The sequence below is a fragment of the Rhodovulum euryhalinum genome (assembly GCF_004342445.1).
GTDB lineage: Bacteria > Pseudomonadota > Alphaproteobacteria > Rhodobacterales > Rhodobacteraceae > Rhodovulum > Rhodovulum euryhalinum.
The window spans coordinates 56834-79435 of sequence record NZ_SLWW01000002.1; the positions used below are offsets into that span (position 1 = coordinate 56834).

Annotated in this window: 22 protein-coding genes; 9 read left to right on the top strand and 13 right to left on the bottom strand. The window is 68.1% G+C overall.

Annotated features, from left to right (window positions below; all coding sequences use genetic code 11):
• Positions 1 to 2 precede the first annotated feature (2 nt).
• Positions 3 to 1295, top strand: coding sequence for a nicotinate phosphoribosyltransferase (gene pncB, locus EV655_RS02535; RefSeq protein ID WP_132541360.1), 1293 nt, complete (start codon positions 3 to 5; stop codon positions 1293 to 1295).
• 49 nt (positions 1296 to 1344) lie between these two features.
• Here pncB and EV655_RS02540 read toward each other — a convergent pair whose 3' ends face one another.
• The 3 genes from EV655_RS02540 to EV655_RS02550 form a co-directional block, all read right to left on the bottom strand.
• Positions 1345 to 2331, bottom strand: a complete 987-nt coding sequence (locus tag EV655_RS02540) for a phosphotransferase enzyme family protein (protein ID WP_132541363.1) — start codon at positions 2329 to 2331, stop codon at positions 1345 to 1347.
• Positions 2328 to 3602 (bottom strand): aspartate aminotransferase family protein, encoded by a 1275-nt coding sequence (locus tag EV655_RS02545; protein WP_132541366.1) that lies wholly within the window; start codon positions 3600 to 3602, stop codon positions 2328 to 2330. Before EV655_RS02545 ends, EV655_RS02540 begins: the two co-directional genes overlap by 4 nt.
• 63 nt (positions 3603 to 3665) lie before the next feature.
• The gene (locus EV655_RS02550) at positions 3666 to 4664 is read right to left on the bottom strand and encodes an asparaginase (RefSeq protein ID WP_243644966.1); all 999 of its coding nucleotides are present in this window, start codon (positions 4662 to 4664) and stop codon (positions 3666 to 3668) included.
• A 188-nt stretch (positions 4665 to 4852) separates the two neighbouring features.
• Between EV655_RS02550 and EV655_RS02555 the strand changes: the two genes are divergently transcribed.
• Positions 4853 to 5371: an invasion associated locus B family protein gene (locus tag EV655_RS02555; protein ID WP_132541369.1), complete on the top strand. Its 519-nt coding sequence runs from the start codon at positions 4853 to 4855 to the stop codon at positions 5369 to 5371.
• Positions 5372 to 5478: 107 nt separating this feature from the next.
• Positions 5479 to 6708 (top strand): dual-specificity RNA methyltransferase RlmN, encoded by a 1230-nt coding sequence (rlmN, locus tag EV655_RS02560; protein ID WP_132541372.1) that lies wholly within the window; start codon positions 5479 to 5481, stop codon positions 6706 to 6708.
• Positions 6709 to 6730: 22 nt separating this feature from the next.
• On the opposite strand, the gene EV655_RS02565 is transcribed toward rlmN, so the two are convergent.
• Positions 6731 to 7306, bottom strand: coding sequence for a transglycosylase SLT domain-containing protein (locus tag EV655_RS02565; protein ID WP_132541375.1), 576 nt, complete (start codon positions 7304 to 7306; stop codon positions 6731 to 6733).
• A 252-nt stretch (positions 7307 to 7558) separates the two neighbouring features.
• Between EV655_RS02565 and hspQ the strand changes: the two genes are divergently transcribed.
• Complete coding sequence (gene hspQ / locus EV655_RS02570; RefSeq protein WP_424511295.1) at positions 7559 to 7885, top strand: heat shock protein HspQ; 327 nt, start codon at positions 7559 to 7561, stop codon at positions 7883 to 7885.
• A gap of 14 nt (positions 7886 to 7899) precedes the next feature.
• Here the strand turns inward: hspQ and EV655_RS02575 are convergent, their stop codons facing one another.
• The 3 genes from EV655_RS02575 to EV655_RS02585 all read right to left on the bottom strand — a co-directional run bounded on the left by EV655_RS02575 (position 7900) and on the right by EV655_RS02585 (position 10582).
• Positions 7900 to 9480 carry a gamma-glutamyltransferase family protein gene (locus EV655_RS02575; protein WP_132541381.1) on the bottom strand — a complete coding sequence of 527 codons (1581 nt, stop codon included), beginning with the start codon at positions 9478 to 9480 and terminating at the stop codon, positions 7900 to 7902.
• A 254-nt stretch (positions 9481 to 9734) separates the two neighbouring features.
• Positions 9735 to 10178 carry an ATP-binding protein gene (locus EV655_RS02580; protein WP_165905245.1) on the bottom strand — a complete coding sequence of 148 codons (444 nt, stop codon included), beginning with the start codon at positions 10176 to 10178 and terminating at the stop codon, positions 9735 to 9737.
• Positions 10179 to 10237: 59 nt separating this feature from the next.
• The gene (locus tag EV655_RS02585; RefSeq protein ID WP_132541387.1) at positions 10238 to 10582 is read right to left on the bottom strand and encodes an STAS domain-containing protein; all 345 of its coding nucleotides are present in this window, start codon (positions 10580 to 10582) and stop codon (positions 10238 to 10240) included.
• Positions 10583 to 10670: 88 nt separating this feature from the next.
• On the opposite strand from EV655_RS02585, the gene EV655_RS02590 reads away from it, so the two are divergent.
• From EV655_RS02590 to EV655_RS02600, 3 genes are all read left to right on the top strand, one after another.
• Positions 10671 to 11843 carry an acetyl-CoA C-acyltransferase gene (locus EV655_RS02590; protein ID WP_132541390.1) on the top strand — a complete coding sequence of 391 codons (1173 nt, stop codon included), beginning with the start codon at positions 10671 to 10673 and terminating at the stop codon, positions 11841 to 11843.
• A 90-nt stretch (positions 11844 to 11933) separates the two neighbouring features.
• Positions 11934 to 12386, top strand: coding sequence for a GAF domain-containing protein (locus EV655_RS02595; protein WP_132541393.1), 453 nt, complete (start codon positions 11934 to 11936; stop codon positions 12384 to 12386).
• Between the two features lie 50 nt (positions 12387 to 12436).
• Complete coding sequence (locus EV655_RS02600; protein ID WP_132541396.1) at positions 12437 to 13084, top strand: RluA family pseudouridine synthase; 648 nt, start codon at positions 12437 to 12439, stop codon at positions 13082 to 13084.
• Positions 13085 to 13213: 129 nt separating this feature from the next.
• On the opposite strand, the gene EV655_RS02605 is transcribed toward EV655_RS02600, so the two are convergent.
• Both EV655_RS02605 and pnp read right to left on the bottom strand, forming a co-directional pair.
• A complete protein-coding gene (locus EV655_RS02605) occupies positions 13214 to 14695 on the bottom strand; it encodes an aldehyde dehydrogenase family protein (protein ID WP_132541399.1) in 1482 nt (493 codons plus the stop codon).
• A 146-nt stretch (positions 14696 to 14841) separates the two neighbouring features.
• A complete protein-coding gene (gene pnp, locus EV655_RS02610) occupies positions 14842 to 16980 on the bottom strand; it encodes a polyribonucleotide nucleotidyltransferase (protein ID WP_132541402.1) in 2139 nt (712 codons plus the stop codon).
• 331 nt (positions 16981 to 17311) lie between these two features.
• On the opposite strand from pnp, the gene EV655_RS02615 reads away from it, so the two are divergent.
• Positions 17312 to 17737: a hypothetical protein gene (locus EV655_RS02615; protein ID WP_132541405.1), complete on the top strand. Its 426-nt coding sequence runs from the start codon at positions 17312 to 17314 to the stop codon at positions 17735 to 17737.
• A 66-nt stretch (positions 17738 to 17803) separates the two neighbouring features.
• Here EV655_RS02615 and rpsO read toward each other — a convergent pair whose 3' ends face one another.
• The 4 genes from rpsO to EV655_RS02635 all read right to left on the bottom strand — a co-directional run bounded on the left by rpsO (position 17804) and on the right by EV655_RS02635 (position 20308).
• A complete protein-coding gene (gene rpsO / locus EV655_RS02620; RefSeq protein ID WP_132541408.1) occupies positions 17804 to 18073 on the bottom strand; it encodes a 30S ribosomal protein S15 in 270 nt (89 codons plus the stop codon).
• Positions 18074 to 18209: 136 nt separating this feature from the next.
• A complete protein-coding gene (locus EV655_RS02625; protein WP_165905246.1) occupies positions 18210 to 18536 on the bottom strand; it encodes a DUF5665 domain-containing protein in 327 nt (108 codons plus the stop codon).
• Positions 18537 to 18582: 46 nt separating this feature from the next.
• Positions 18583 to 19155 (bottom strand): hypothetical protein, encoded by a 573-nt coding sequence (locus tag EV655_RS02630; RefSeq protein ID WP_132541411.1) that lies wholly within the window; start codon positions 19153 to 19155, stop codon positions 18583 to 18585.
• Positions 19156 to 19408: 253 nt separating this feature from the next.
• Positions 19409 to 20308, bottom strand: coding sequence for an alpha/beta fold hydrolase (locus EV655_RS02635; RefSeq protein WP_132541414.1), 900 nt, complete (start codon positions 20306 to 20308; stop codon positions 19409 to 19411).
• Between the two features lie 209 nt (positions 20309 to 20517).
• Here EV655_RS02635 and EV655_RS02640 point away from each other — a divergent pair, with 209 nt between their 5' ends.
• On the top strand, positions 20518 to 22596 hold the full coding sequence (locus EV655_RS02640; protein WP_165905247.1) for a methyl-accepting chemotaxis protein: 2079 nt from the start codon (positions 20518 to 20520) through the stop codon (positions 22594 to 22596).
• The last annotated feature ends 6 nt before the right edge of the window (positions 22597 to 22602 follow it).

Below are 22602 nucleotides of genomic sequence, written 5' to 3' on the forward strand. Positions count from 1 at the left end.
CCATGGCGGACATCGCCACGCGGGTCTACAACCACAAATGGAAGATCGACCCGATCGTCCGGTCGCTGCTGGATACCGATTTCTACAAGCTTCTGATGTGCCAGTCGGTGTTCCGCAACCGGCCCGATACCCATGTCAGTTTCTCGCTGATCAACCGGACCACCGGGATCCGGCTTGCGGACCTGATCGACGAGGGCGAGCTGCGCGAACAGCTGGACCATATCCGCACGCTGCGCCTGACCCGCGGCGAAAGCACCTGGCTGCGCGGCAACACCTTCTACGGCAAGCGCCAGATGTTTCGCCCCGATTTCATGGAGTGGTACGAGAACCTGCAATTGCCGCCCTACCACCTGGAAAAGCGCGACGGGCAGTATGAACTGACCTTCGAGGGGCGCTGGCCCGAGGTGATGATGTGGGAGATCCCCGCACTCGCCGTGCTGATGGAACTGCGCGGCCGCGCGGTGCTGGAACGGATGGGCAAGTTCGAGCTGCAGGTCCTGTACGCCCGGGCGATGACCAAGCTCTGGGAAAAGATCGAACGCCTGCGGCCCGTCGAGGGGCTGAAACTCGCCGATTTCGGCACGCGGCGGCGCCATTCCTTCCTGTGGCAGGACTGGTGCGTGCAGGCGATGATCGAGGGGCTGGGGCCGAAATTCGTCGGCACCTCGAATTGCCTGATCGCGATGCGCCGCGACATCGAGGCGATCGGCACCAATGCCCACGAGTTGCCCATGGTCTATGCCGCGCTGGCCGAAACCGACGCGGAACTGCGCCAGGCCCCCTACCGGGTGCTTGCCGACTGGCACGAGGAACACGAGGGCAACCTGCGGATCATCCTGCCCGACACCTTCGGCACAACGGGATTCCTGAAGAACGCGCCCGACTGGCTGGCGGGCTGGACCGGCATCCGCATCGATTCCGGCGATCCGGCCGAAGGCGCCGAGACCGCCATCGCCTGGTGGAAGGAGCGTGGCGAGGATCCGCGGCAGAAGCTGATCATCTTCTCCGACGGGCTGGACGTCGACGTGATCCTGGACTTGCACAAGCGGTTCGCGGGCCGGGCCAAGATCAGCTTTGGCTGGGGCACGCTGCTGACCAACGATTTCCGCGGGCTTGTGCCGGGGGACGCGCTGGCGCCCTTCAGCCTGGTCTGCAAGGCGGTCAGCGCGAACGGACGGCCCACCGTCAAGCTGTCGGACAACCCCAACAAGGCGATGGGCCCCGAGGACGAGATCGAACGCTACAAGCGCGTGTTCGGCGTGGGGGTCCAGCAGCGGCGGGCGGTGGTGGTCTGAACGCGCTTGCCGGGGCGCGGCAGCCTCGGGATCGCCCGGCCGCCGGCAATCAGCCGATGCGGAACAGCACCAACCCCTCCAGCACCGCGTGCGACGTGCGCACCGCGCGGTTGAGATAGGCGCGGATGCGCGGATCGCCGGGGGCCAGCCGCGGCATGGTCCAGCCCACCGAGGCCAGCGTGCGCAGCATCACGAAGACCGGCAGCATCGCGAGGTCGTCATCGGTCAGCGGGCGTAGCGTGGCATAGCCCTCGACCAGCCCCGTGGCGATCGCGTCCAGCGCAGGCTCCTCGAGGTTCTGCGCCAGCGCCGTGCCGAGGTCGTACAGCCGAAAGCCGAAGCCGCAATCGTCGAAGTCGATCAGATGCGCGTGGGGGCCGTCGAACAGGATGTTCTCGCGCATCAGGTCGGCGTGGATCAGCCCCTGGTCGGCGCCGGCGGCGGCATAGTCGGACAGCCGCTCGCGCGCGAAGCGGCGCGCCTCCTGCAACAGGATCGCCTCGGCCTCGCTGGCGGCCGGGTGATCCCAGAACCGGCCCCAGAAGGGAGCGGCACCCAGCAGGCCGTCGATGTCCCAATGCGGCCGGGAAAACCACGCCGGCAGGCTCAGCCGGTCGGCCGCCACATGGACCTGCGCGACGGTCCGCCCGATGCTGGCAAAGTGGCGCATCTGGTCGTCGGGCGCACCCTCCAGCGGTTCACCGCCCGCGCCGAGCGGCCGGCCCTCGACCCAGCCCAGCACCGAGGCGATGCGCCCGTCCGCAAGCTGCGCCAGAAGCGCGCCGTCGGCGGTCCGCTGCGGGCGGGGAACGCAAAGCCCGGCCTCGGCCAGCCCGTCCATCCACCACAGTTCCGACCGGATCGCCTCTTCGCTCTGATAGCCGCGGCGGTGAAGCCGCAGCACGCCGCGGCCGGCATCGGGCAGGGTCACGGCGAACACCGCATTCTCGCGGTGCGAGATCGGGCAAGGGCTCGCGCATCCGGCCCAGTGCCGGATGGCTTCCTCGGCCAGTATCAGGGCCTCGGCCTCGGTCATGCGGTTTCCTCCGTGGTGGCCAGCACCTCGTCGAGCGTATCGACAAGGAGATCGGCATTGTCGCGCGAAAACGGCATCGGCGGGCGGATCTTCAGCGTGTTCATCTGACGCCCGATGCGGCCCGCCAGGATCCCGCGCTGGCGCAGCCCCTCGACCAGCCGTTCGGCGAAACCGGTGGCGGGGGTGTGGTCCGGATGGGCGAATTCAGCCCCCAGGAACAGGCCCGCGCCCCGCGCCTCGGCCAGCAGCGGGTGTCGCAGTGCGCGCAGCCGGGCCAGCAGGTGGGCGCCGACATCGCGGGCATTCGCGACCAGCCCCTCCTCCTCCAGCACATCCAGCGTGGCCAGCGCGGCGGCGGCCGAGACGGGGTTGCCGCCGAAGGTGTTGAAATAGCCGAAGGCGGTGCGGAAATCGGCCATGATGTCGGGCCGCGTCACCACCGCGCCGACCGGGTGGCCGTTCGCCATCGGCTTGCCCAGCGTCACCACATCGGGCGCAAATCCCAGCCGCTCGTGCCCCCAGAACGCATCGCCCAGACGGCCGAACCCCGGCTGCACCTCGTCGGCCAGGATCAGACCGCCCGCGCGCCGGATCACCGCGACCGCGGGATCGAGAAACCCCCTGGGCAGCGTTGGAAAGCCCTCGTTCGCAAAGAAGGGACACAGCATGAAGCCCGCAAAGCCGTGGCCCGAGTCTTCCAGTTCGGCGATGGCATGCGCGATGCTGGCGGTGAAGGCGGCGGCCTGCGCCTCGGCGCTGCCGCCCAGCGGCTTCAGGCTTTCGGGGGCGGGGACAAGGCGGACATGGGCCGGATAGCCGCCGATTGGCGGGCGCCGTGTGGACAGCTGGCTGACCGCCGCGGTGTTGCCATGATAGGTGTTGTCGGTCGCGATCAGCCCGCGCGCACCGGTGGCCGCCTGCGCCATGCGCAGCGCCACGTCGTTCGCCTCGGACCCGGTGCAGACCATGATCGCCTGGGACAGCCCGTGGCCCAGCGTCGCGGTCAGCCGCTCGATATAGTCCAGGATGGCGGTGTGCAGATAGCGCGTATGGGTGTTCAGCGTCGCCGCCTGCCGGGCGATCGCCTCGACCACGCGGGGGTGGCAATGGCCGACATGGGGCACGTTGTTGTAGCAGTCGAGATAGCGCCGCCCATCCGCGTCCCAGAGCCATACGCCCTCGCCGCGCACGATGTGGACCGGCTGGGCATGGAAGGTGGGCACGTTCGGCCCCATCAGCCGGGCGCGGCGGTCGAGAAGGGTTTCGCTCATGGGATCCTCACCCGGGTTGCGTGCCAGTCTGAGACTGACGCCCGCCCGATGGCAAGAGCGACTTCAGGCGAAACCGGGCGCCAGCCGGATTTCCCCTGTCTCGATGCCGCGCCAGTTGCGGATCGGATCGCCCAGGCGCCGCCGCGCGGCCGGGTGCGCGGGGTCAAGCACGCCCAGGCGGACCAGCAGACCGGTGATCGCGGCCTCGGAGGCGCGGGTCGCGCCGTCCTCGATCTTGACCGCGACGCCAAGGCCCCGGTCGGGCAGGATCGCGACGAAGACGCCCTCGGCACCGGTCTTGACCGCGACGCTGCCGCCCATGGCGCGCATCAGTTCGGTGCAGGCCCGCCCCTCGCCCGCGACAAGCTCGGGAAAGGTCCTCATCGCCTCGACCAGGCGCGCGGCGGCCCGGCTGCGCGCATCCCCCGCATCGGCGCGGGCACCGGCGAAGAACGCCATGGCGCGGGCGAGGCCGTGCATCGTGGTGGCAAAGTTCGGGGCCGAACAGCCGTCGATGCCGAAGCGGGGGCTTGCCTGCCCCGTGACATCCTCGAAGGCCGCGCGCACCGCGCGCTGCACCGGGTGGCCGGGGTCGACATAGTCCGGCCCCGCACCAAGGTGGCGCGCCAGCGTCAGGAACCCCGCATGCTTGCCCGAGCAGTTGTTGTGCAACTGGCAGGGGGCCTCGCCGGCGATCAGCATCCGCTTGCGTTCGGCCGGGTCACGCGTGGGCTGGGCGCCGCAGCGCAGATCGGCCTCGGACAGGCCCAGCCCTTGTAGCCAGGCGGCCACCCGGGTCACGTGCACCGGCGCGCCCTCGTGCGAGGCGCAGGCCAGCGCCAGGTCCTCGGGGCCCAGCCCCGCCGCGTCGGCCGCACCGCTTTCAACCAGCGGCAGCGCCTGGATCATCTTGACCGAGGATCGCGGCAGGATCACCGCACCGGGATCGCCCCAGGACTCGACCACGGCGCCGGCCGCGTCGCAGATCACCGCATGCCCGCGATGGCGCGACTCGGCCATGCCGCCGCGCCAGACCTCGACCATCGCGACCGTCCCGGCCATGATCCGCCTCCCCTTCAAGCCCACGCGATTTTGTGCCATGAGGGATTTCACTTCCCTGCGCGGTCAGGCTAGGCTGCGCGTATCGAGTTGCATAGGGCCAGCCATCGGAAAAGCGGTCGGACGAACGGCCGGACGGGCGGGCAGAGAGGCAATCACGGCTGGAGGCTGTATCGACGATGAATTCCCTGATGCGAACGGCCCTTGCGGGCGGGATGATGGCACTGTGGGCCGTGGCGGCCCAGGCGCAGTCGGAATCGACCAACAACGTCGCGGTCAAGACCGACTGGAACGTCTTTGTCGAGACCGACCCGACCGAGTGCTGGGGCGTCTCGCCGCCGAAGGAAACGGTGAACACCCGCGACGGGCGCGTGGTCTCGGTGCGGCGGGGCGAGATCCTGCTGTTCGTGACCTTCCGGCCCGGCGCGGGCGCGGCGGGCGAGGTGTCGTTTACCGGCGGCTATCCCTTCGCGGACGGCTCGACCGTGACGGTCCAGATCGGAGACGCAAGCTTCGATCTGTTCGCAGACGGCGAATGGGCCTGGCCCGCGTCCAAGGACGACGACGCCAAGCTGCTGGCCGCGATGAAGGGTGGTGCCGAGGCGGTGGTCACCGCGCGCTCGTCGCGCGGGACACAGACCAAGGACACCTTCTCGCTGATGGGCTTTACCGCCGCGATGGAAGAAGCGGAACGCCGCTGCGCCAAGTAAGCCCGCCGCAGGACTGACATCCCGCAGGCGCCCCCGCGCCTGCGGGATGTTTATTTCGGGCGGCGAATCCCATATACGGGGCGCCTTACCCGATGGAGACGCGCAAGATGACCGCGAGCCCGCCGATCACGCCCGAGGTGATGCCGATCCCGCGCAAGCTCACAGAGCCCGCGCGCCGGAACCTCGTGGGTCTGACCCGGCCCCAGTTGCGCGCAGCGCTGGTCGATGCAGGCACGCCCGAGCATCAGGCCCGGATGCGCGAGGTGCAGGTCTGGCAGTGGATCTACCAGAAGGGCGTGCGCGATTTCGACGAGATGTCGAACCTTGCCAAGGACTACCGCGCGCGGCTCAAGGACCATTTCACGATCGAGGTGCCCGAGGTCGTCACCCGCACCGTCTCGGCCGACGGCACGCGCAAGTACCTGGTGCGCATCGCCGGCGGCCACGAGGTCGAGGTGGTGTACATCCCCGAGGAGGGGCGCGGCACGCTCTGCATTTCCAGCCAGGTGGGCTGCACGCTGACATGCACCTTCTGCCACACCGGCACCCAGCGGCTGGTCCGGAACCTGACTGCGGCGGAAATCGTCGGCCAGATCATGCTGGCCCGCGACGATCTGGGCGAATGGCCCGAACCCGGCCGCGCGCCGAAGGACGAGACGCGGCTGATCTCGAACATCGTGCTGATGGGCATGGGCGAGCCGCTTTACAATTTCGATTCCGTCCGCGACGCGATGAAGATCACGATGGATGGCGAGGGGATCTCGCTCTCGCGCCGCCGGATCACGCTGTCGACCTCGGGCGTGGTGCCGGAAATCGGGCGCACCGCCACGGAGATCGGCTGCCTGCTGGCGGTGTCCCTGCACGCCACCACCGACGAGTTGCGCAACGAACTGGTGCCGATCAACAGGAAATACCCGCTGGCCCAACTGTTCGAGGCGCTGAGAGCCTATCCCAAACTGTCGAATTCCGAGCGGATCACCTTTGAATACGTGATGCTGAAAGGGGTGAACGACAGCGACGCGGATGCCCGCCGGCTGGTCAAGCTGATCGCCGGCATCCCGGCCAAGATCAACCTGATCCCGTTCAACGAATGGCCCGGCGCACCCTATCAGCGGTCCGACTGGGACCGGATCGAGGCCTTTGCCGACATCCTGTACAAGGCAGGCTATGCCAGCCCGATCCGCACCCCCCGCGGCGAGGACATCATGGCCGCCTGTGGCCAGTTGAAATCGGCCACCGAACGGGCCCGCAAGTCCCGGTTCGAGATCGCCGCCGAAGCCGGGCTTCCCCAGCCCGAGCGCATTGTCCGCCGCCCGAACGCGCCGGACGTGCACTAGGCATCCGGCGCGTCCTGCCGCCCTACAGACCGCAGGTCGACATCTGGCTGCGATAGACCCCGGCCCTCGCCTCGACCCGGCCCGCGACGGCCAGCAGCCACGGCTTGCCGGCATGGCTGCCGCGCGCATAGCCCGTCTGGCCCTCGTGATAGGCCAGGTACTGGTGGCGCGCATCCGAAAGCGGGATGCCCAGCCGGTCGCGCGTGCGCGTCATGTACCAGCCCATGAAATCGGTCGCATCGAAGATGTCGTCGCGCCGGGCGCCGCGGTTGCCCGTGTCGCGGCGGTAATCGTCCCAGGTGCCGTCGATCGCCTGCGCATAGCCATAGGCCGAGCTTTGCCGCCCCATCGGGATGATCCCCAGCACATACTGGTGCGGCGTGCGGGCATTGCCCACGAACTTGCTCTCCTGATGGATCATCGCCATCTGCACGTGGACGGGAACGCCCCAGCGCCGTTCGGCCCGCTCCATGGCGCGCACATATTTCGGACGCTCGCGCGCGATGCCGCATGCGTTGTCAAGGTCGCGCGGTGGCGAATAGCCACCTCCGCAGCCCGCAAGCGCCAGAACCACCGCCACGAGAAGGACCCTGCTCATCTGCCCCAGCCTCGTTTTCTTTTTTTGTTGGGTCGACTATAGGCGAAATCCGCGCAGGGGAAAACGCCTTGGCGCACCGTCCAGATCAGAAATCCGAGAGCTGCGGCCCGCCTTGCACCTGCCGATCTCTGGCGCACCGCCCTGCGCCACTGTGGGGGACAGGTTCACAATCTGTTTCCCGCGCTAGCGCCCTGCCGCATGGACATCGCCGCACTTGCGGCATTAATGTGGCGGTGTGAGGGTTTAGGCATGATGCGGACGGCGCGCGCGAAATACGGACTCGGACAGGTTGTCCGCCATCGGAAGCATCCCTTCCGGGGGGTTGTGTTCGACGTGGATGCGATGTTCTCGAACACCGACGAATGGTACGAAGCAATCCCCGAGGAAAGCCGCCCCGCCAAGGATCAGCCATTCTACCACCTGCTGGCTGAGAACGACCACAGCTATTACGTGGCCTACGTGTCCGAGCAGAACCTCGTGCCCGACGACACCGGCGAGCCGGTGGACCACCCCGACCTCGCCGATCTGTTCGGCGAGTTCGAGGATGGGCATTACCCCCTGCAATTCCAGTTGAACTGAGGCGGGCGCCGGGCCTAGTAGCCCAGCGCGCAGCCATCCTTGCGCGGGTCGGACGCGCCCTGCAGGACGCCCGTTTTCTCGTCGATCAGGATCGCCTGGGCACCGCCGATCGGCACGTCGGGGATCACGACCTGATGGCCCATCGCGGCCAGTTCGGCGCGCGCCGCGTCGGTATAGCCGCGTTCGACCTGCATCTGGCCGGCATCGGTGAAACTGCGGGGCGCGTCGATCGCCTGCTGCGGGTGCATGCCGTAATCGACGACGTTGGTCAGGAACCGGGCATGCCCGTTCGCCTGGTAGGCCCCGCCCATCACGCCGAAGGGCATCATCACCTTGCCGTCCTTGCGAAGCATCGCGGGGATGATCGTGTGCATCGGCCGCTTGCCGCCCGCCGCCTCGTTCGGATGACCCTCGGCGAGGGTAAAGCCCGCGCCGCGGTTCTGGAAGTTGATGCCGAACTTTGCCGAGGCCAGGCCCGAGCCGAAGGCGTGGAACACAGAATAGATCAGCGAGACCGCCATCCGGTCCTTGTCGACCACCGTCAGGTAGATCGTGTCCTTGTGGACCGATTCCGACAGCGCCGCGGGGCTGTCCATTGCCCGGCCGGGGTCGATCAGCGCGGCCAGCCGCACGGCGGTCTCGGGTGACAGCATGTGGTCCAGCCGGGTCATGTGCGCGGGATCGGCGATGAAGCGGTTGCGCGCATCATAGGCAAGCTTCGCCGCCTCGGCCTCGACATGGGCGCGCTGGGCGCCCAGCGGGTCCATGTTCGGAAGGTCGAAATGCGACAGGATGTTCGCCATCAGGATCGCGGTCGCACCCTGGCCGTTCGGCGGATGCTCGACCAGTTCGATGCCCTTGTAGGTGCCGCAGACCGGCTCGGTCCAGTCGCAGGCGGTGGCGGCGAAATCGTCCAGCGTGTGCGTGCCGCCCAGCGCGCGCAGCGAGGCCACCATATCCTCGGCAACCTCGCCCTCGTAATAGCCCGCGCGCCCGTCCATCGCGATCCGGCGTAGTACCTCGGCCTGCATCGGCGCGCGGAACACCTGGCCCGGGCGCGGCGCGGCGCCGTCCAGCAGGTAGAACCGGCGGGCATCGCCCTGCAGGTTCCCTTCGGTGCAGCCCCAGTCCCAGGCGGTGCGCGGCGCCACGGGAACGCCCGCCTCGGCATAGTGGATCGCGGGCGCAAGGCTGGCCTTCAGACCGGCGCGGCCCCAGTCCTTCGACAGGCGGCAAAAGGCGTCGATCGCACCCGGCACGGTAACGGCGTCGGCGGTATTGATGGGCATCGCGGTCAGCCCGCGGTCGCGCAGCGCCGCCGCGTCCAGCCCCGCGGGCGCCCGGCCCGACCCGTTCAGCGCCAGGATGCGGTCCTCGCCGGCCGGTTTCAGCAGGACGAAACAGTCGCCGCCGATCCCGGTCATGTGGGGTTCGCAGATGCCCAGCAGGACAGCCCCGGCAATCGCGGCGTCAACCGCGTTGCCGCCCGCCTCCAGCATCTGGATCGCGACCTTGGCCGCCAGCGGGTGCGACGTGGCGCAGATTCCGTTCGTGGCGAAGACGGCCGAGCGGCCCGGAAGCTGGAAATCGCGCATGCTTTCCTCCCTTGATTCGGGCCGGAAGGTAGGCCGGACGGAGGGCGAAGCCAACGCGCTTTTCGGGGGAGATTACGACCTCGGCGCCGCGCACTGGGTGGGGGCTGTAGTCGCGGCGCCGAGGGAAGCCATTTGCAGCTACAGAACCGGCATACCCGGGCATTGCGGCCCGATCTGGGACGGATCGGGGCGATTTCGCGGCGCCAAGGCGCGTCCCGCACAGCCAGGCCCGCGCCGGGGCGCCGGCCCGAGGTTCAGGCCTCGGCCAGCGGCACGAAGAAGCAAAGCCGGTTCTGCCCGTTCTCGCGGACATAGGACAGGTCACGGGCCAGCGCACGGATCAGGAACCAGCCGAAGCCGCCCTCGGGCGGGCCCTCGTCCGGATCGTCGCTCTCGGGCAAGACGCCGCCCGGCAGCACGCCACCCGGCATCGGTTCGCCATAGTCGCGCACATCGGCCTTGAGACGGGTGCCCGCGCGCTCCAGCCGCAACTCGATCGGACCCTCGCCACCGCGTTTGTAGGCATGCTCGACGATGTTGTTCAGCACTTCGGCCAGGACGGTCTCGGCCATGCCCAGCGCATCGGGGCCAAGTGAGGATGGCGCAAAGCGGGCCCGCATCTCGGCCAGGGCGTTGCGCACGCCGAGGGGCGTAGCCTCCACCACCAGCGGCGTGGCCTCGCCCGGATCGACGGCCATGTCTCCGCATGGCGCATCTGCGGGCCGGCCCATCCCGCCCGGGAAGGGTTTCGAAAGTGTCATGCGATCGACCGTTTGTCCGCAAAGGCGGCCTCTGCGTCAGGATGGATGGTGAAAACCCGGTCCATCCGGGTCAGGCGGAACACCTTCTCGACCGTGGGTGTCAGGTTGCAAAGTTCCAGCGTCCGGCCCGGCCCCAGCAACTTCATCACGGCGACAACAGCGCCAAGCCCGCTGCTGTCCAGGAAATCCACGGCGCCGAGGTCCAGGACGACACGCGGCGGGCCATCGGCGGTCACCTCGCGCATTCGGTCCTTGAACCGGATTGCCACGGCAGAGTCGATTCGCGGTTCCGCGACGACCACGTGGATTGCGTCGTCGCGCTCTTCGGTGTGGAGTTCCATGCGGCCTCTCTCCTGTGATCCGGGCTTGAGGCTAGACGCCAATCCTTACCATTCGGTAAGTGTTGGCCGACAAATGCGGGAGGTTGACATGGAAGAGGTTGTGATCTGCGGCGCCGCGCGCACGCCCATGGGCGGGTTCCAGGGCGTCTTCGCGGATGTCGACGCCCCCACTCTGGGCGGCGCGGCGATCCGCGCCGCGATGGCGGGGGCCGGTGTCCAAACGGTGGACGAGCTCTTGATGGGCTGTGTCCTGCCCGCGGGCCAGGGCCAGGCGCCCGCCCGCCAGGCGGGGTTCAAGGCGGGTCTGGGCGAGGATGTGCCCGCCACCACGCTGAACAAGATGTGCGGCTCGGGGATGAAAACGGTGATGCTGGCGCATGACCAGCTTGCGCTCGGCGCCGCGTCCGTGATCTGCGCGGGCGGCATGGAAAGCATGACCAACGCCCCCTACCTGCTGCCCGCGATGCGGGGCGGGGCGCGGATCGGGCATGGCCAGGTCATCGACCACATGTTCCTCGACGGGCTAGAGGACGCCTATGACAAGGGCCGCCTGATGGGCACCTTTGCCGAGGACTGTGCCGAGACGTTCCAGTTCACCCGCGAGGCGCAGGACGACTATGCGCTGGGCTCGCTCTCGAACGCGCTGGCCGCACAGAAATCGGGCGCCTTCGAGGGCGAGATCGTTCCCGTGGCGGTCCCCTCGCGCCAGGGCGAGACGCTGGTGACCGAGGATGAACAGCCCGCCAAGGCGCGGCCCGAGAAGATCCCGCAACTGAAGCCCGCCTTCCGCAAGGACGGCACCGTGACCCCGGCCAATTCCTCGTCGATCTCGGACGGGGCGGCGGCGCTGATCCTCGCCACCCGCGCCGAGGCCGAGGCGCGCGGCCTGCCCGTTCGCGCCCGCATCCTGGGCCATGCCAGCCACGCACAGGCGCCCGGCTGGTTCACCACCGCCCCCGTTCCCGCTGCGCAAAAGCTGCTGTCGCGGATCGGCTGGGCAAAGGACGACGTGGACCTCTGGGAGGTGAACGAGGCCTTCGCCGTCGTCCCCATGGCCTTCATGCACGAGATGGGCCTGCCCCGCGACAAGGTGAACGTAAACGGCGGCGCCTGCGCGCTGGGCCACCCGATCGGCGCGTCGGGCGCGCGGATCATCGTGACGCTCCTGAATGCGCTGGAAAAGCGAGGGCTCAGGCGCGGCGTGGCCGCGATCTGCATCGGCGGCGGCGAAGGCACGGCCATCGCCATCGAACGGCCCTGACTTCTTCTTGGCCAGAATACTCCGGGGGAGTCGCCCGACAGGGCGACGGGGGCAGCGCCCCCACCCCCACCCCCGGGGCCGGAGACACGCATGCGCATCGACTATGACGAGATGGAAAAAACCCTTGCCGCACTGACCGAGGGCGAAACCGACATGATCGCCCTGATGGCCACCATGGCCTGCGAGTTGCACCATGCCGACGATCGCTTCGACTGGACGGGGTTCTACCGCAATGTCGGCAACGAGACGTTGAAGATCGGCCCCTACCAGGGCGGCCATGGCTGCCTGACCATCCCGTTCTCGCGCGGCGTCTGCGGGGCTGCGGCGCGCACCGGCGCGGTGCAGATCGTCCCCGATGTCGAGGCCTTCCCGGGGCATATCGCCTGTTCGTCCTCGACGCGGTCGGAAATCGTCCTGCCTGTCCGCGACGCAGATGGCGTGCTGATCGGCGTGCTCGACATCGACAGCGACCGGCCCGGCGCCTTCGACGACACCGATGCCCGGGGACTTGCGCGGCTGCTTGCGCAGACCTTTGCCCGCTGACCCGAGGCGGGCGCTTGCGCCCCCCGGCCGAACCCGCTACCGCGCAGGCGATGACCGAGACCTACGCGCCCCCCGACACGCCGCTCGAGGTGATCCACCAGGATCACGCCCTGCTGGCCGTGAACAAGCCCCAGGGGCTTCTTTCGGTGCCCGGCAAGGGCGCGCATCTGGCCGACTGCCTGCTGGCGCGGGTGCAGGCCGCCTTTCCCGAGGCGCTGCTGGTCCACCGGCTCGACCGCGACACCTCGGGCGTGATGATCTTTGCCCTGACGCCACAGGCCCAGCGCCACCTTGGACTGCAATTCGAGAAGCGCCAGACGAAGAAGACCTATGTCGCCAGGCTCTGGGGGCGGCTCGACCCCAGGACCGGCACTGTCGACCTGCCGCTGATCGTCGACTGGCCGAACCGCCCGCTGCAGATGGTCGATCATCAAAACGGCAAACCCGCCGTCACCGACTGGCGCGTGCTGCGCCACGAGGGCGACACGACGCGCGTGCGCCTCACGCCCCACACCGGCCGCAGCCACCAGTTGCGCGTCCACATGCGGGAACTGGGCCACCCGATCCTCGGCGATCCGTTCTATGCCGAGGGTCCGGCACGGGACGCGCCGCGGATGATGCTGCATGCCGAGGAACTGCGCCTGCGCCACCCCGATGGCGGCCGGGGCATGGCCTTCCGCGTGCCCTGCCCGTTCTGACAGGCCCATCCGCGGCGGGTCTGTCTGCGCGCTGAAGGACAGCGATCCGCCTGAGCTTCTTCTTGGTCCAAATACTCGACCTCGCCCGGAACGGGCGCCACCAAAAGGCAGACGCCGCAGGCGCGCGATTCAGCAGCAGTCGCAGCCGCCGGAACCATGATGGTGATGGGGCACCTCGTCATGCCAGCCGCTGACCGCCTTGACCTCGCAGAACTCTTCCAGCCCCCAGACCCCGCCTTCACGGCCGTTGCCCGACCGTTTCACGCCGCCGAACGGGCTGCCCGCCCCGCGCGAGGCACCGTTCATCTCGACCATGCCGGACCGCAGCCGCCGCGCCAGCCGGTTGCACCGCGCGCCATCGGCGGACTGCACATAGTTGGTCAGCCCGTATTCCGTATCGTTGGCGATCGCCACCGCCTCGTCCTCGGTCTCGAAGGGGATGATCGACAGCACCGGGCCAAAGACTTCCTCGCGCGCGATGGTCATCTGGTTGGTCACGTCGGCAAAGACCGTGGGCCGCACGAAGTACCCGCGGTTGAACCCCTCGGGCCGCCCGGGGCCGCCCGCGACCAGCCGCGCGCCCTCGTCGATGCCTTTCTGGATCAACGTCTGGATCCGGTCGAACTGCGCGGCGCTGACCACCGGGCCGATATGACGCCCCTCCCTGTCGGCGGGCCCGACCTCCATCGCCTGGGCCACCGCGCGCGCGGTGTCCACCGCCGCATCGTAGACCGAACGTTCGACCAGCATCCGGGTCGGCGCGTTGCAGGATTGCCCGGTGTTCTGGAAGCAGTGCAGGACGCCGCGCTTCACCGCCTTGTCGTCGGCATCGGCAAAGATCAGATTGGCGCCCTTGCCGCCCAGTTCCAGGTGCACCCGCTTCAGCGTGTCGGCGGCATTCTTCGAGATCGCGATCCCGGCCCGGGTGGACCCGGTGAACGAGATCATGTCGATATCCGGGTGGCCCGAAAGCTGCGTGCCCACGCCCGCGCCATCGCCGTTCACCAGGTTGAAGACGCCCGGCGGCACGCCGGCCTCGTGCAGGATCTCGGCGAAAATCAGCGCGGACAGCGGCGCGATCTCGGACGGTTTCAGCACCATCGTGCAGCCCGTGGCCAGCGCCGGGATCACCTTCAGCGTGACCTGGTTCATCGGCCAGTTCCACGGCGTGATCATGCCGATGACACCCGCCGGGTCCATCAGGATGCGGTCGCCCGGGGCGTGCGATCCCAGCGGCCGGTCGAACTCGAACATGTCCAGCGCGTGGAGAAAGCCCTTGATGTGCCACGCACCCGCGCCAACCTGCGAGGTCCGGGCAAAGTCGATGGGCGCGCCCATCTCGCGGCTCATCGCCTGCGCCAGATCCTCGGCGCGCGCCTTGTAGGCTTGCAGGATGCGGGTCAGAAGCTCGGCCCGTTCCGCCCTGGACGTGGCGGCCCAGCCGGGCTGGGCGGCCCGGGCGGCGGCGACCGCGGCATCGGTATCGGCCGGCCCACCCAGCGCGATCACCGCGAACGGCTCCTCGGTCGAGGGGTCGATCACCTCGCAGTCGCGGCCCGCGCGCGGCGCGACCCAGGCGCCGTCGATGTAGAAGTCCCGCCGGTCGATCATGGCTCTCCCCCATTGCATGTCCGATCCCCCGAACCATCCCCGCGCACCGGGGCGAAGGCAAGGGCGTTTCCCCGCAGCCCGGGCAAGGCCAACGAAAAAAGGCCCCGGTTTCCCGGGGCCTTTGCATGCCTTGGAAGGGGCCGGACCTACTCGTCGGCTTCTTCCTTTTCGAGGGCGACCTCCTGGCCGGTCGCCTGGTCGATCATCTTCATCGACAGGCGCACCTTGCCGCGGTCGTCAAAGCCCAGCAGCTTGACCCAGACCTCCTGCCCCTCCTTCAGCACGTCCGAGGGGTGGTTCAGGCGGCGGTTCTCGATCTGGCTGACATGCACCAGGCCGTCGCGCTTGCCGAAGAAGTTCACGAAGGCGCCGAAATCGACGATCTTGACCACGGTGCCCTTGTAGACCTTGCCCTCTTCCGGCTCTGCCACGATCGAATAGATCATGTCATAGGCCTTCTGGATGGCGTCGCCATTGGCCGACGCGATCTTGATGGTGCCATCGTCGCTGATGTCGACCTTGGCGCCCGAAACCTCGACGATCTCGCGGATCACCTTGCCGCCCGACCCGATCACTTCGCGGATCTTGTCGGTGGGGATCGTCATGGTCTCGATCCGCGGCGCGTGAACGCTGAACTCACCCACCGAGGACAGCGCCTTGGACATCTCGCCCAGGATGTGCAACCGGCCCTCTTTCGCCTGCGCCAGCGCCTTTTCCATGATCGCGGGCGTGATGCCCGCCACCTTGATGTCCATCTGCAGGGATGTGATGCCCTTCTCGGTACCGGCCACCTTGAAGTCCATGTCGCCGAGGTGATCCTCGTCGCCCAGGATGTCGGTCAGGATCGCGAACGATCCGTCGTCCTCCAGCACCAGACCCATCGCGACGCCCGCGACCGGTGCCTTCAGCGGCACGCCCGCATCCATCATCGACAGCGAGCCGCCGCAGACCGAGGCCATCGAGGACGAGCCGTTCGATTCCGTGATCTCGGACACCACGCGGATCGTGTAGGGGAAGTCGGTCGGCGCCGGCAGCACCGCCTGCAGCGCGCGCCACGCCAGTTTCCCGTGGCCGATCTCGCGCCGGCCGGGGCTGCCCACGCGACCAACCTCGCCGACCGAGTAGGGCGGGAAGTTGTAGTGCAGCAGGAAGTTCGACCGGAAATTGCCGTGCAGCGCGTCGATGATCTGTTCGTCATCGCCGGTGCCCAGCGTGGTGACGACCAGGCCCTGCGTCTCGCCGCGGGTGAACAGCGCCGAACCGTGGGTCCGGGGCAGAAGGCCCACCTCGCAGACGATCGGGCGCACCTTGTCCAGCGCGCGGCCGTCGATGCGGTGGCCGTGTTTCACCACGTCGCTGCGCAGCACCATCGATTCCAGCTTCTTGATCGCGGAATCGAGGTTGGGGTCGGCCAGTTGCTCTTCGCTCAGGGTCGCCTTGATCGCGGCCTTGGCGGCGGCGACCGCGGCCACGCGTTCCTGCTTGTCGAGGATGCCGTAGGCGGCGCGCATCTGCGCCTCGCCCGCGGCCTTCACCACCTCGTAGAGCGCGGAATAATCGGGCGGGGTGAAGTCGAACGGCTCTTTCGCCGCATCTTCGGCCAGCGCTACGATGAGGTCGATCACCGGCTTGATCTGCTCGTGCGCGAAAGTGACCGCGCCCAGCATCTCGGCCTCGGTCAGCTCGTAGGCCTCGGACTCGACCATCATCACCGCGTCGCGGGTGCCGGCCACCACGAGATCCAGCCGCTGGTCGGGATTGTTGCGCAGGTTCTGCATGTCCTCGACATCGGGGTTGAGGACGTAGTCGCCATTCACAAACCCAACCCGGCAGCCCGCGATCGGCCCCATGAAGGGCACGCCGGAAATCGTCAGCGCGGCCGAGGCGGCGATCATCGCCACGATGTCGGGATCGTTGACCAGATCGTGGCTCAGCACGGTGCACATCACCAGCACTTCGTTCTTGAAGCCCGGCGCGAACAACGGCCGGATCGGCCGGTCGATGAGGCGGGCGGTCAGCGTTTCCTTCTCGGTCGGACGCGCCTCGCGCTTGAAGAAGCCGCCGGGCACCTTGCCCGCGGCATAGTATTTTTCCTGGTAGTGGACCGTCAGCGGAAAGAAGTCCTGGCCCGGCTTCGCCTCCTTGGCGAAGGTCACGTTGGCCATGACCGAGGTCTCGCCCAGCGTGGCGATCACCGATCCGTCGGCCTGACGGGCAACCTTGCCCGTTTCGAGAGTGAGGGTCTCTTGCCCCCACTGCATGCTTTTCGTCGTTACGTTGAACATACGTCCATCCTGTAAGGGAGCACTCCCGCCCCTGCGGGTCTCCCGTTGAAATGGCGGCCGCATTGCCGCCGACCCCTTCCATCCATTTTTCCGAGCGCCGGGGTCCTGGCGCCGCGTCTCAGATGCACGCCACATAGGGAAAACTTGGCCGTTTGGAAAGGACGAAGTCGTTAATGGCAGGGTTTGGCCGGGACAGGGCGGTTGCCCCGCACATTCTGCAACGCGGGTATGCGGACAGGACTCTTGGTGTCCGGCGCGTCATTTCGCTACCTGTTCGCCATAGCTGCAGTGCAGCATTGGGTGTTTCCCACGAACCCGAGGAGAGATCTCGATGGAAACGACAGCGTTTGGAACGATCCGGCTCGAGGATGGGCAGGCAATGCTTCCGGTGGGGCCGGGTCTGTTGCGGCCGGCGGGCCTCGACCTGCTTGCGACGGTCGGGGACCGGGCGGCGATGACGGCGGCGGCGGCCTTTCTCGACGCGCTGCCCCGGCATCTCGAAACCGTGCGCGGGCACCTGCTGGACGGGCTCGATACCGAACCGGCACGCTATGCCGGCCTGTTCCCCGAGCTTGCCTGCAAATCCGCGGTCTCGGCGGACGCGCTCTGGAACTCCTTGGCGCTGCAGTCGGTCTGGACCGACGACACGGGCACGGTGACGCTGGATTTCGCCGTCGACGGGGCCGAGCAAGGCCCCACCCTCTCGGCCGCCTTCGCGCTGGACGGGACGCTGAAGGGGCTTGCCGTCAGGCCGTAAGGGCCCGCAAAAGCGAAACCGCGCCCCAAGGGGCGCGGTTTGCAATCCATCTGCGGTCGGGCGCGTTCAGCGGCGGATGCCGAGACGCTTGATGAGGTCCTGATAACGGGCCTCTTCCTTGCCCTTGAGATAGTCCAGCAGCTTGCGGCGCTGGGCGACCATCATCAAAAGGCCACGACGCGAGTGGTTGTCCTTCTTGTGGGTCTTGAAATGCTCGGTCAGCGTCGAGATGCGGCTGGTCAGGATGGCGACCTGGACCTCGGGCGAACCGGTGTCGCCGTCCTTGGTGCCGTATTCCTTGATGAGCCGGGTCTTTTCTTCGGCCGTGATCGACATCGGGATCTCCTTTCGAAGGGTTGATGGCACAAGCCGGGATGTCGTCCAGCAGGGCCCGTGGAGCATGCCCCGTCCCGGGTCCGGAACGGATGGGCGCGTATAGGGGATTCGCCGCCGCGTTGTAAAGGGCGGGGCGTCAGGGGGTCGCGTTTTCCTTGATCTCCCGGGCGATCTCGGCCGCCCAGTCGCCGATCACCGGGATGAAGTCGATCTGGCTCAGGGAAAAGGCGATCACCGAGACCAGCGCCGTCGCGCCCACGACCGTGCCGAAGCCCATCGCGACCCCGCGCAGGAACTGCACCGCCACCAGCCGCCGGACCGAACCGTTGATCACGAAGAAGCGTTGGCCGTTCAGCGCCTCGACCTCGCGCCTGAGCGCCGCGATCTCGGCGGCAAGGTCACTGTCGGGGCGGTCGGCCCGGGCCTGGTCGGGCGTCGCGGAGGGCGGCTGGTGCTGGGACATGGCGCCAGCCTAGCCAAGACCGCGGCGCGGGCCAAGCCCGGGCGGCTCAGGCCCCGGCGGCGAGCGCGGCGGGGAACTGCGCTTCGGGCACCAGTTCGACCATCGAGGGATCGAGCCCCGCGCCGCCGCTGACGATGGCGAGCGGCATCCCGTCGAGCAGCAGCATCGCGTCGTCCTCGCCGGTCTCGGACGGGCCGACTGAAAGAACCGGGGCGGGATGGGCCGCGGCATCATAGACCACGAACAGCGCATCCTCGGCCTCGTCGTATTCGTCGATCAGCGTCGGCGCGCCATCGGTCAGCGCAAGCCAGTCGTCCAGGCTCGACCAGGCCGGCGCGGCGGGCTCGTCCAGCGCGCCCTCGGCCATCGCGTCGAAGTCGGCCTCGTCCTCGAGGTAGCGGGCAAGCGCGGCATCGGGGTCGGCGGCGTCATCCGCGGGAACGGCATCAAGCAGGAGATCGGCATAGGCGAACCCGAAGACCGGGGTTCTTTCCTGGGGCGCGTCGGAATCGTCGTCTGCCTGATCGTCGTCGTCGCCCTTGGTGAGATCCAGCGCCTCGCTGAAATCCATGGTCGAACCGACCATCATCAGGCCCAGAAGACTTGCCAAAGTAATCATCACGCGATCCTTCGCAATTTCTCACTCGCCGCCCGACGGACAGTGTCACCCGCGTTCCAGAATACTCCCGGCATAGTGGCGGGAATATGGCGGCTCGGTTAACCGGTTAACGGATATCGGTCTTTTTCCGGCCATCCGCCCCTGCGAAGGCGGGTTCCGGCACCATGCAAGCGGCAAACGTCTGGCGCGACGGGATTTTCTCCGCGCAACTTTCGCGTGTCATGGTTAATGCGCCGGCGGGTGCGATCCGGCCTCAGCGATCCCCTGCAAAGAACGGCAGAAAGATATCGAGGACCGCGCGCGGGTTCTCTTCCATCGCGAAATGCCCCGATCGGCAGGACGCGTCCCGCACATCCGCCGCCCAGCCGCGCCAAAGCGCGCCGGGCCGTCCGGTCTGGGCCGGAAACCCGGTTTCCGCCCAAAGGAACATCAAGGGCGCCGCGATCCTCGCCCCGGCGGCGCGGTCTTCCTCGTCGATCCGGCGGTCGGTGGTGGCGCCCGCGCGGTAATCGGCACACATCGCCGCGATCCGCGCCGGATCGGCGGCCTGCCGTCGGTAGGCGTCGAGCGCCGCGGGCGGGAACACGTCCAGCGTTTTCCCCAGCGTCCAGCTTGCCAGCGTGTGGTCCACATAGCCCACCGGATCGGCACCGATCAGCCGCTCGGGCCAAGGCGCGGGCTGGGCGAGGAAGGTCCAGTGGTAGGCCCGCAGCGCAAGCTCCGCCGTCCAGGCGGCCCAGAAATCGGCGGTCGGAACGATCTCGACGATCCCCAGCCGGTCGATCCGGCCCGGATGGTCCAGCGCCAGCCGATAGGCCACCCGCGCCCCTCGGTCATGGCCCAGCACATGCGCGCGCCCCAGCCCCAGCGCGTCCATCAGCCCGGTGATGTCGCGCGCCATCTCGCGCTTGGAATAGACGGTGTGGGCCGCGTCGTCGGGCGGCGCATCGCTGTCGCCATAACCGCGCAGGTCGGGAATTATGACGTGGAACCGCTCGGCCAGCGCCGGGGCCACGTTCAGCCAGCACATATGGTTCTGCGGATACCCGTGCAGCAGGATCAGCGGCGCGCCCCGGCCCGCCCGGTGCACCGACAGCGCGATGCCGTTGGTGGCGATCCTGTCGCGGGCAAAGCCCGGCAGATCTGACGTCATGGCGGCCCCTCCCGGCGCAAGCCTAGGGCGGCGCCCGGGTCACGTCCAGAGCCCAGTCCCGGCGGCCGCGCATGGCCGAAAGGCAGGGGCCTTTCGGCTGGCACGCGCCGCAACCGGGCGATCTCGGCGGCACGTTGCCCGACGGAAACGCAAACTTAACGCGTTGCGCCGAAGCTCTGCCGGAAAATCCGTTGCTTGCGAGTGATCAAATGAAGCTTCGCACGAAGATCGTTCTGGCGATCACGTTATCCGTGGTCATGTCGGCCTTGCTGGTTCTCGTCCCCATGCTGATCGGCATGCAGGGGCTGATCGAAAAGGGCACCGAGCGGGAACTTGAACATCTCGACAAGCGATTCCACGCGGCACTGGAATCCAGGCTGCAGGGGGCGTTGACGACGGCTTCGCTGATCGCCGAGATGCCCGCCGTCCAGCAGGCGATGGCCAGCGGAGACCGCGCGACACTGCACGAGTTGTTCGTGCCCGGCTTTGCCCGGATGCGCAGCGAGTACGGCATCCGGCAGTTCCAGTTCCACGAACCGCCCGCGACCTCGTTCTTCCGGGTGCACAAGCCCGACCAGTTCGGCGATGATCTGTCGGGGTTCCGCCAGACGGTGATCGAGGCCAACGCGCGCAAGGCGCCGATTGCCGGGCTTGAACGCGGGCGGGGCGGGCTGGGGATCCGCGGGATCAGCCCGGTGGCCCATCAGGGGCGTCATCTGGGAACGGTCGAGATCGGGCTCGACCTCGACGCGGCCTTCATTCGGGATCTGGTCGCCGAGTCCGACGCGCTGATCGAGTTCTACGTGCTGCCCGACAAGAGCATAGACAACTTCTCGTCAGAGGATTCCGCGGTCACACGCAGCGCCGCAAGCTTCGAGGGCGACCCCGCGCTCGAGTCGCAAGCGATCCTCGCGGCTGGCGATACCGGGATCGGCATGGTCTCGCGCGAGGTCGGGGGAACCAGTTACGCGAGCGCGGCGTTCCCGGTGACGGATTTCGCGGGGACAACCGTGGCCCTGCTGCATGTTATGGTGCCGCGTTCGGCCTACCTTGCGATCGCGGGGCAGATGCGGCTGATCGCGTTCGGCGCCGCGGCGGCCGCCCTGATCGCTGGCCTCACCGCCGCGGTCATCTTCGGCACGCGCCTTGCCGGAACGCTGACCGATCTGGTCGAAAAGATGGGACGTCTGGCCGATGGCGAACTCGACGTGCGGTTTTCGCGCAGAACGCGGCAGGGCGGCGAGGTCGGCAAGCTGCAGGACGGGCTCGTCACCTTCCGCGACAAGGTCATTGCCGAATTCAAACGGCGCGAAGAGGATGCAAACCAGAATGCGGCGCATCAGAAGGCGGTGGTCGAGGTTCTGGGTGACGGCCTTCGACAGATGGCCCAAGGCGACCTGACCGGCAGGATCGACCAGAACCTCGGCGCGCACTACAACGGACTGCGCGACGACTACAACGAAACGGTCCGCAGTCTTGGCGAGGTGCTGTGCGCCATTTCCGACGCCGCCACCAGGATCGACGAACGGGCCCGGTCCATCAACGTCGCCGCCCATGACCTGTCACAGCGCACCGAGAATTCGGCCGCCACGCTGGAGGAAACCGCGGCCGCGCTGCACGACCTGACATCATCGGTTCACGCCACCGCCACCGGCGCGCGCGACGCCGACGAAATCGGCAGCGAGACCATCGGCAAGGCGCGGACTGGCGCCCACATCGTCGCCGACACCGTCGTCGCGATGACCGAGATCAACAGCTCGGCCGACGAGATCTCGCGGATCATCCATGTCATCGACGACATCTCGTTCCAGACCAACCTGCTTGCCCTGAATGCGGGCGTCGAGGCCGCGCGCGCGGGCGAGGCCGGCCGCGGCTTCGCGGTCGTCGCGTCGGAAGTGCGGGCCCTGGCGCAGCGCACCACCGACGCCGCGCAAGAGATCGGGCTGCTGATCGCGTCATCGGGCGACAAGGTCAAACAGGGCGTGGGGCTGGTCGACCAGACCGGGCAGGCCCTGAACGAGATCGTGCGCGCGGTCGAAGCGGTGACCGCCAAGGTCAGCCAGATCGCCACGCTGGCCGGCGAGCAGGCGGTGGGCGTGGGCGAGATCAATATCGCCGTCGGCCAGCTTGACCAGGTGACCCAGCAGAACGCCGCGATGTTCGAGGAAACGACCGCGGCCAGCGACACGCTGCAACTCGAGGGCCAAACGCTGCGCGAACTGGTGTCCCGCTTCCGCTACCGGTCCGACACCGCCGGTGACTTCGCCGTGCGGCCCATGGTGGCCTGACACTAG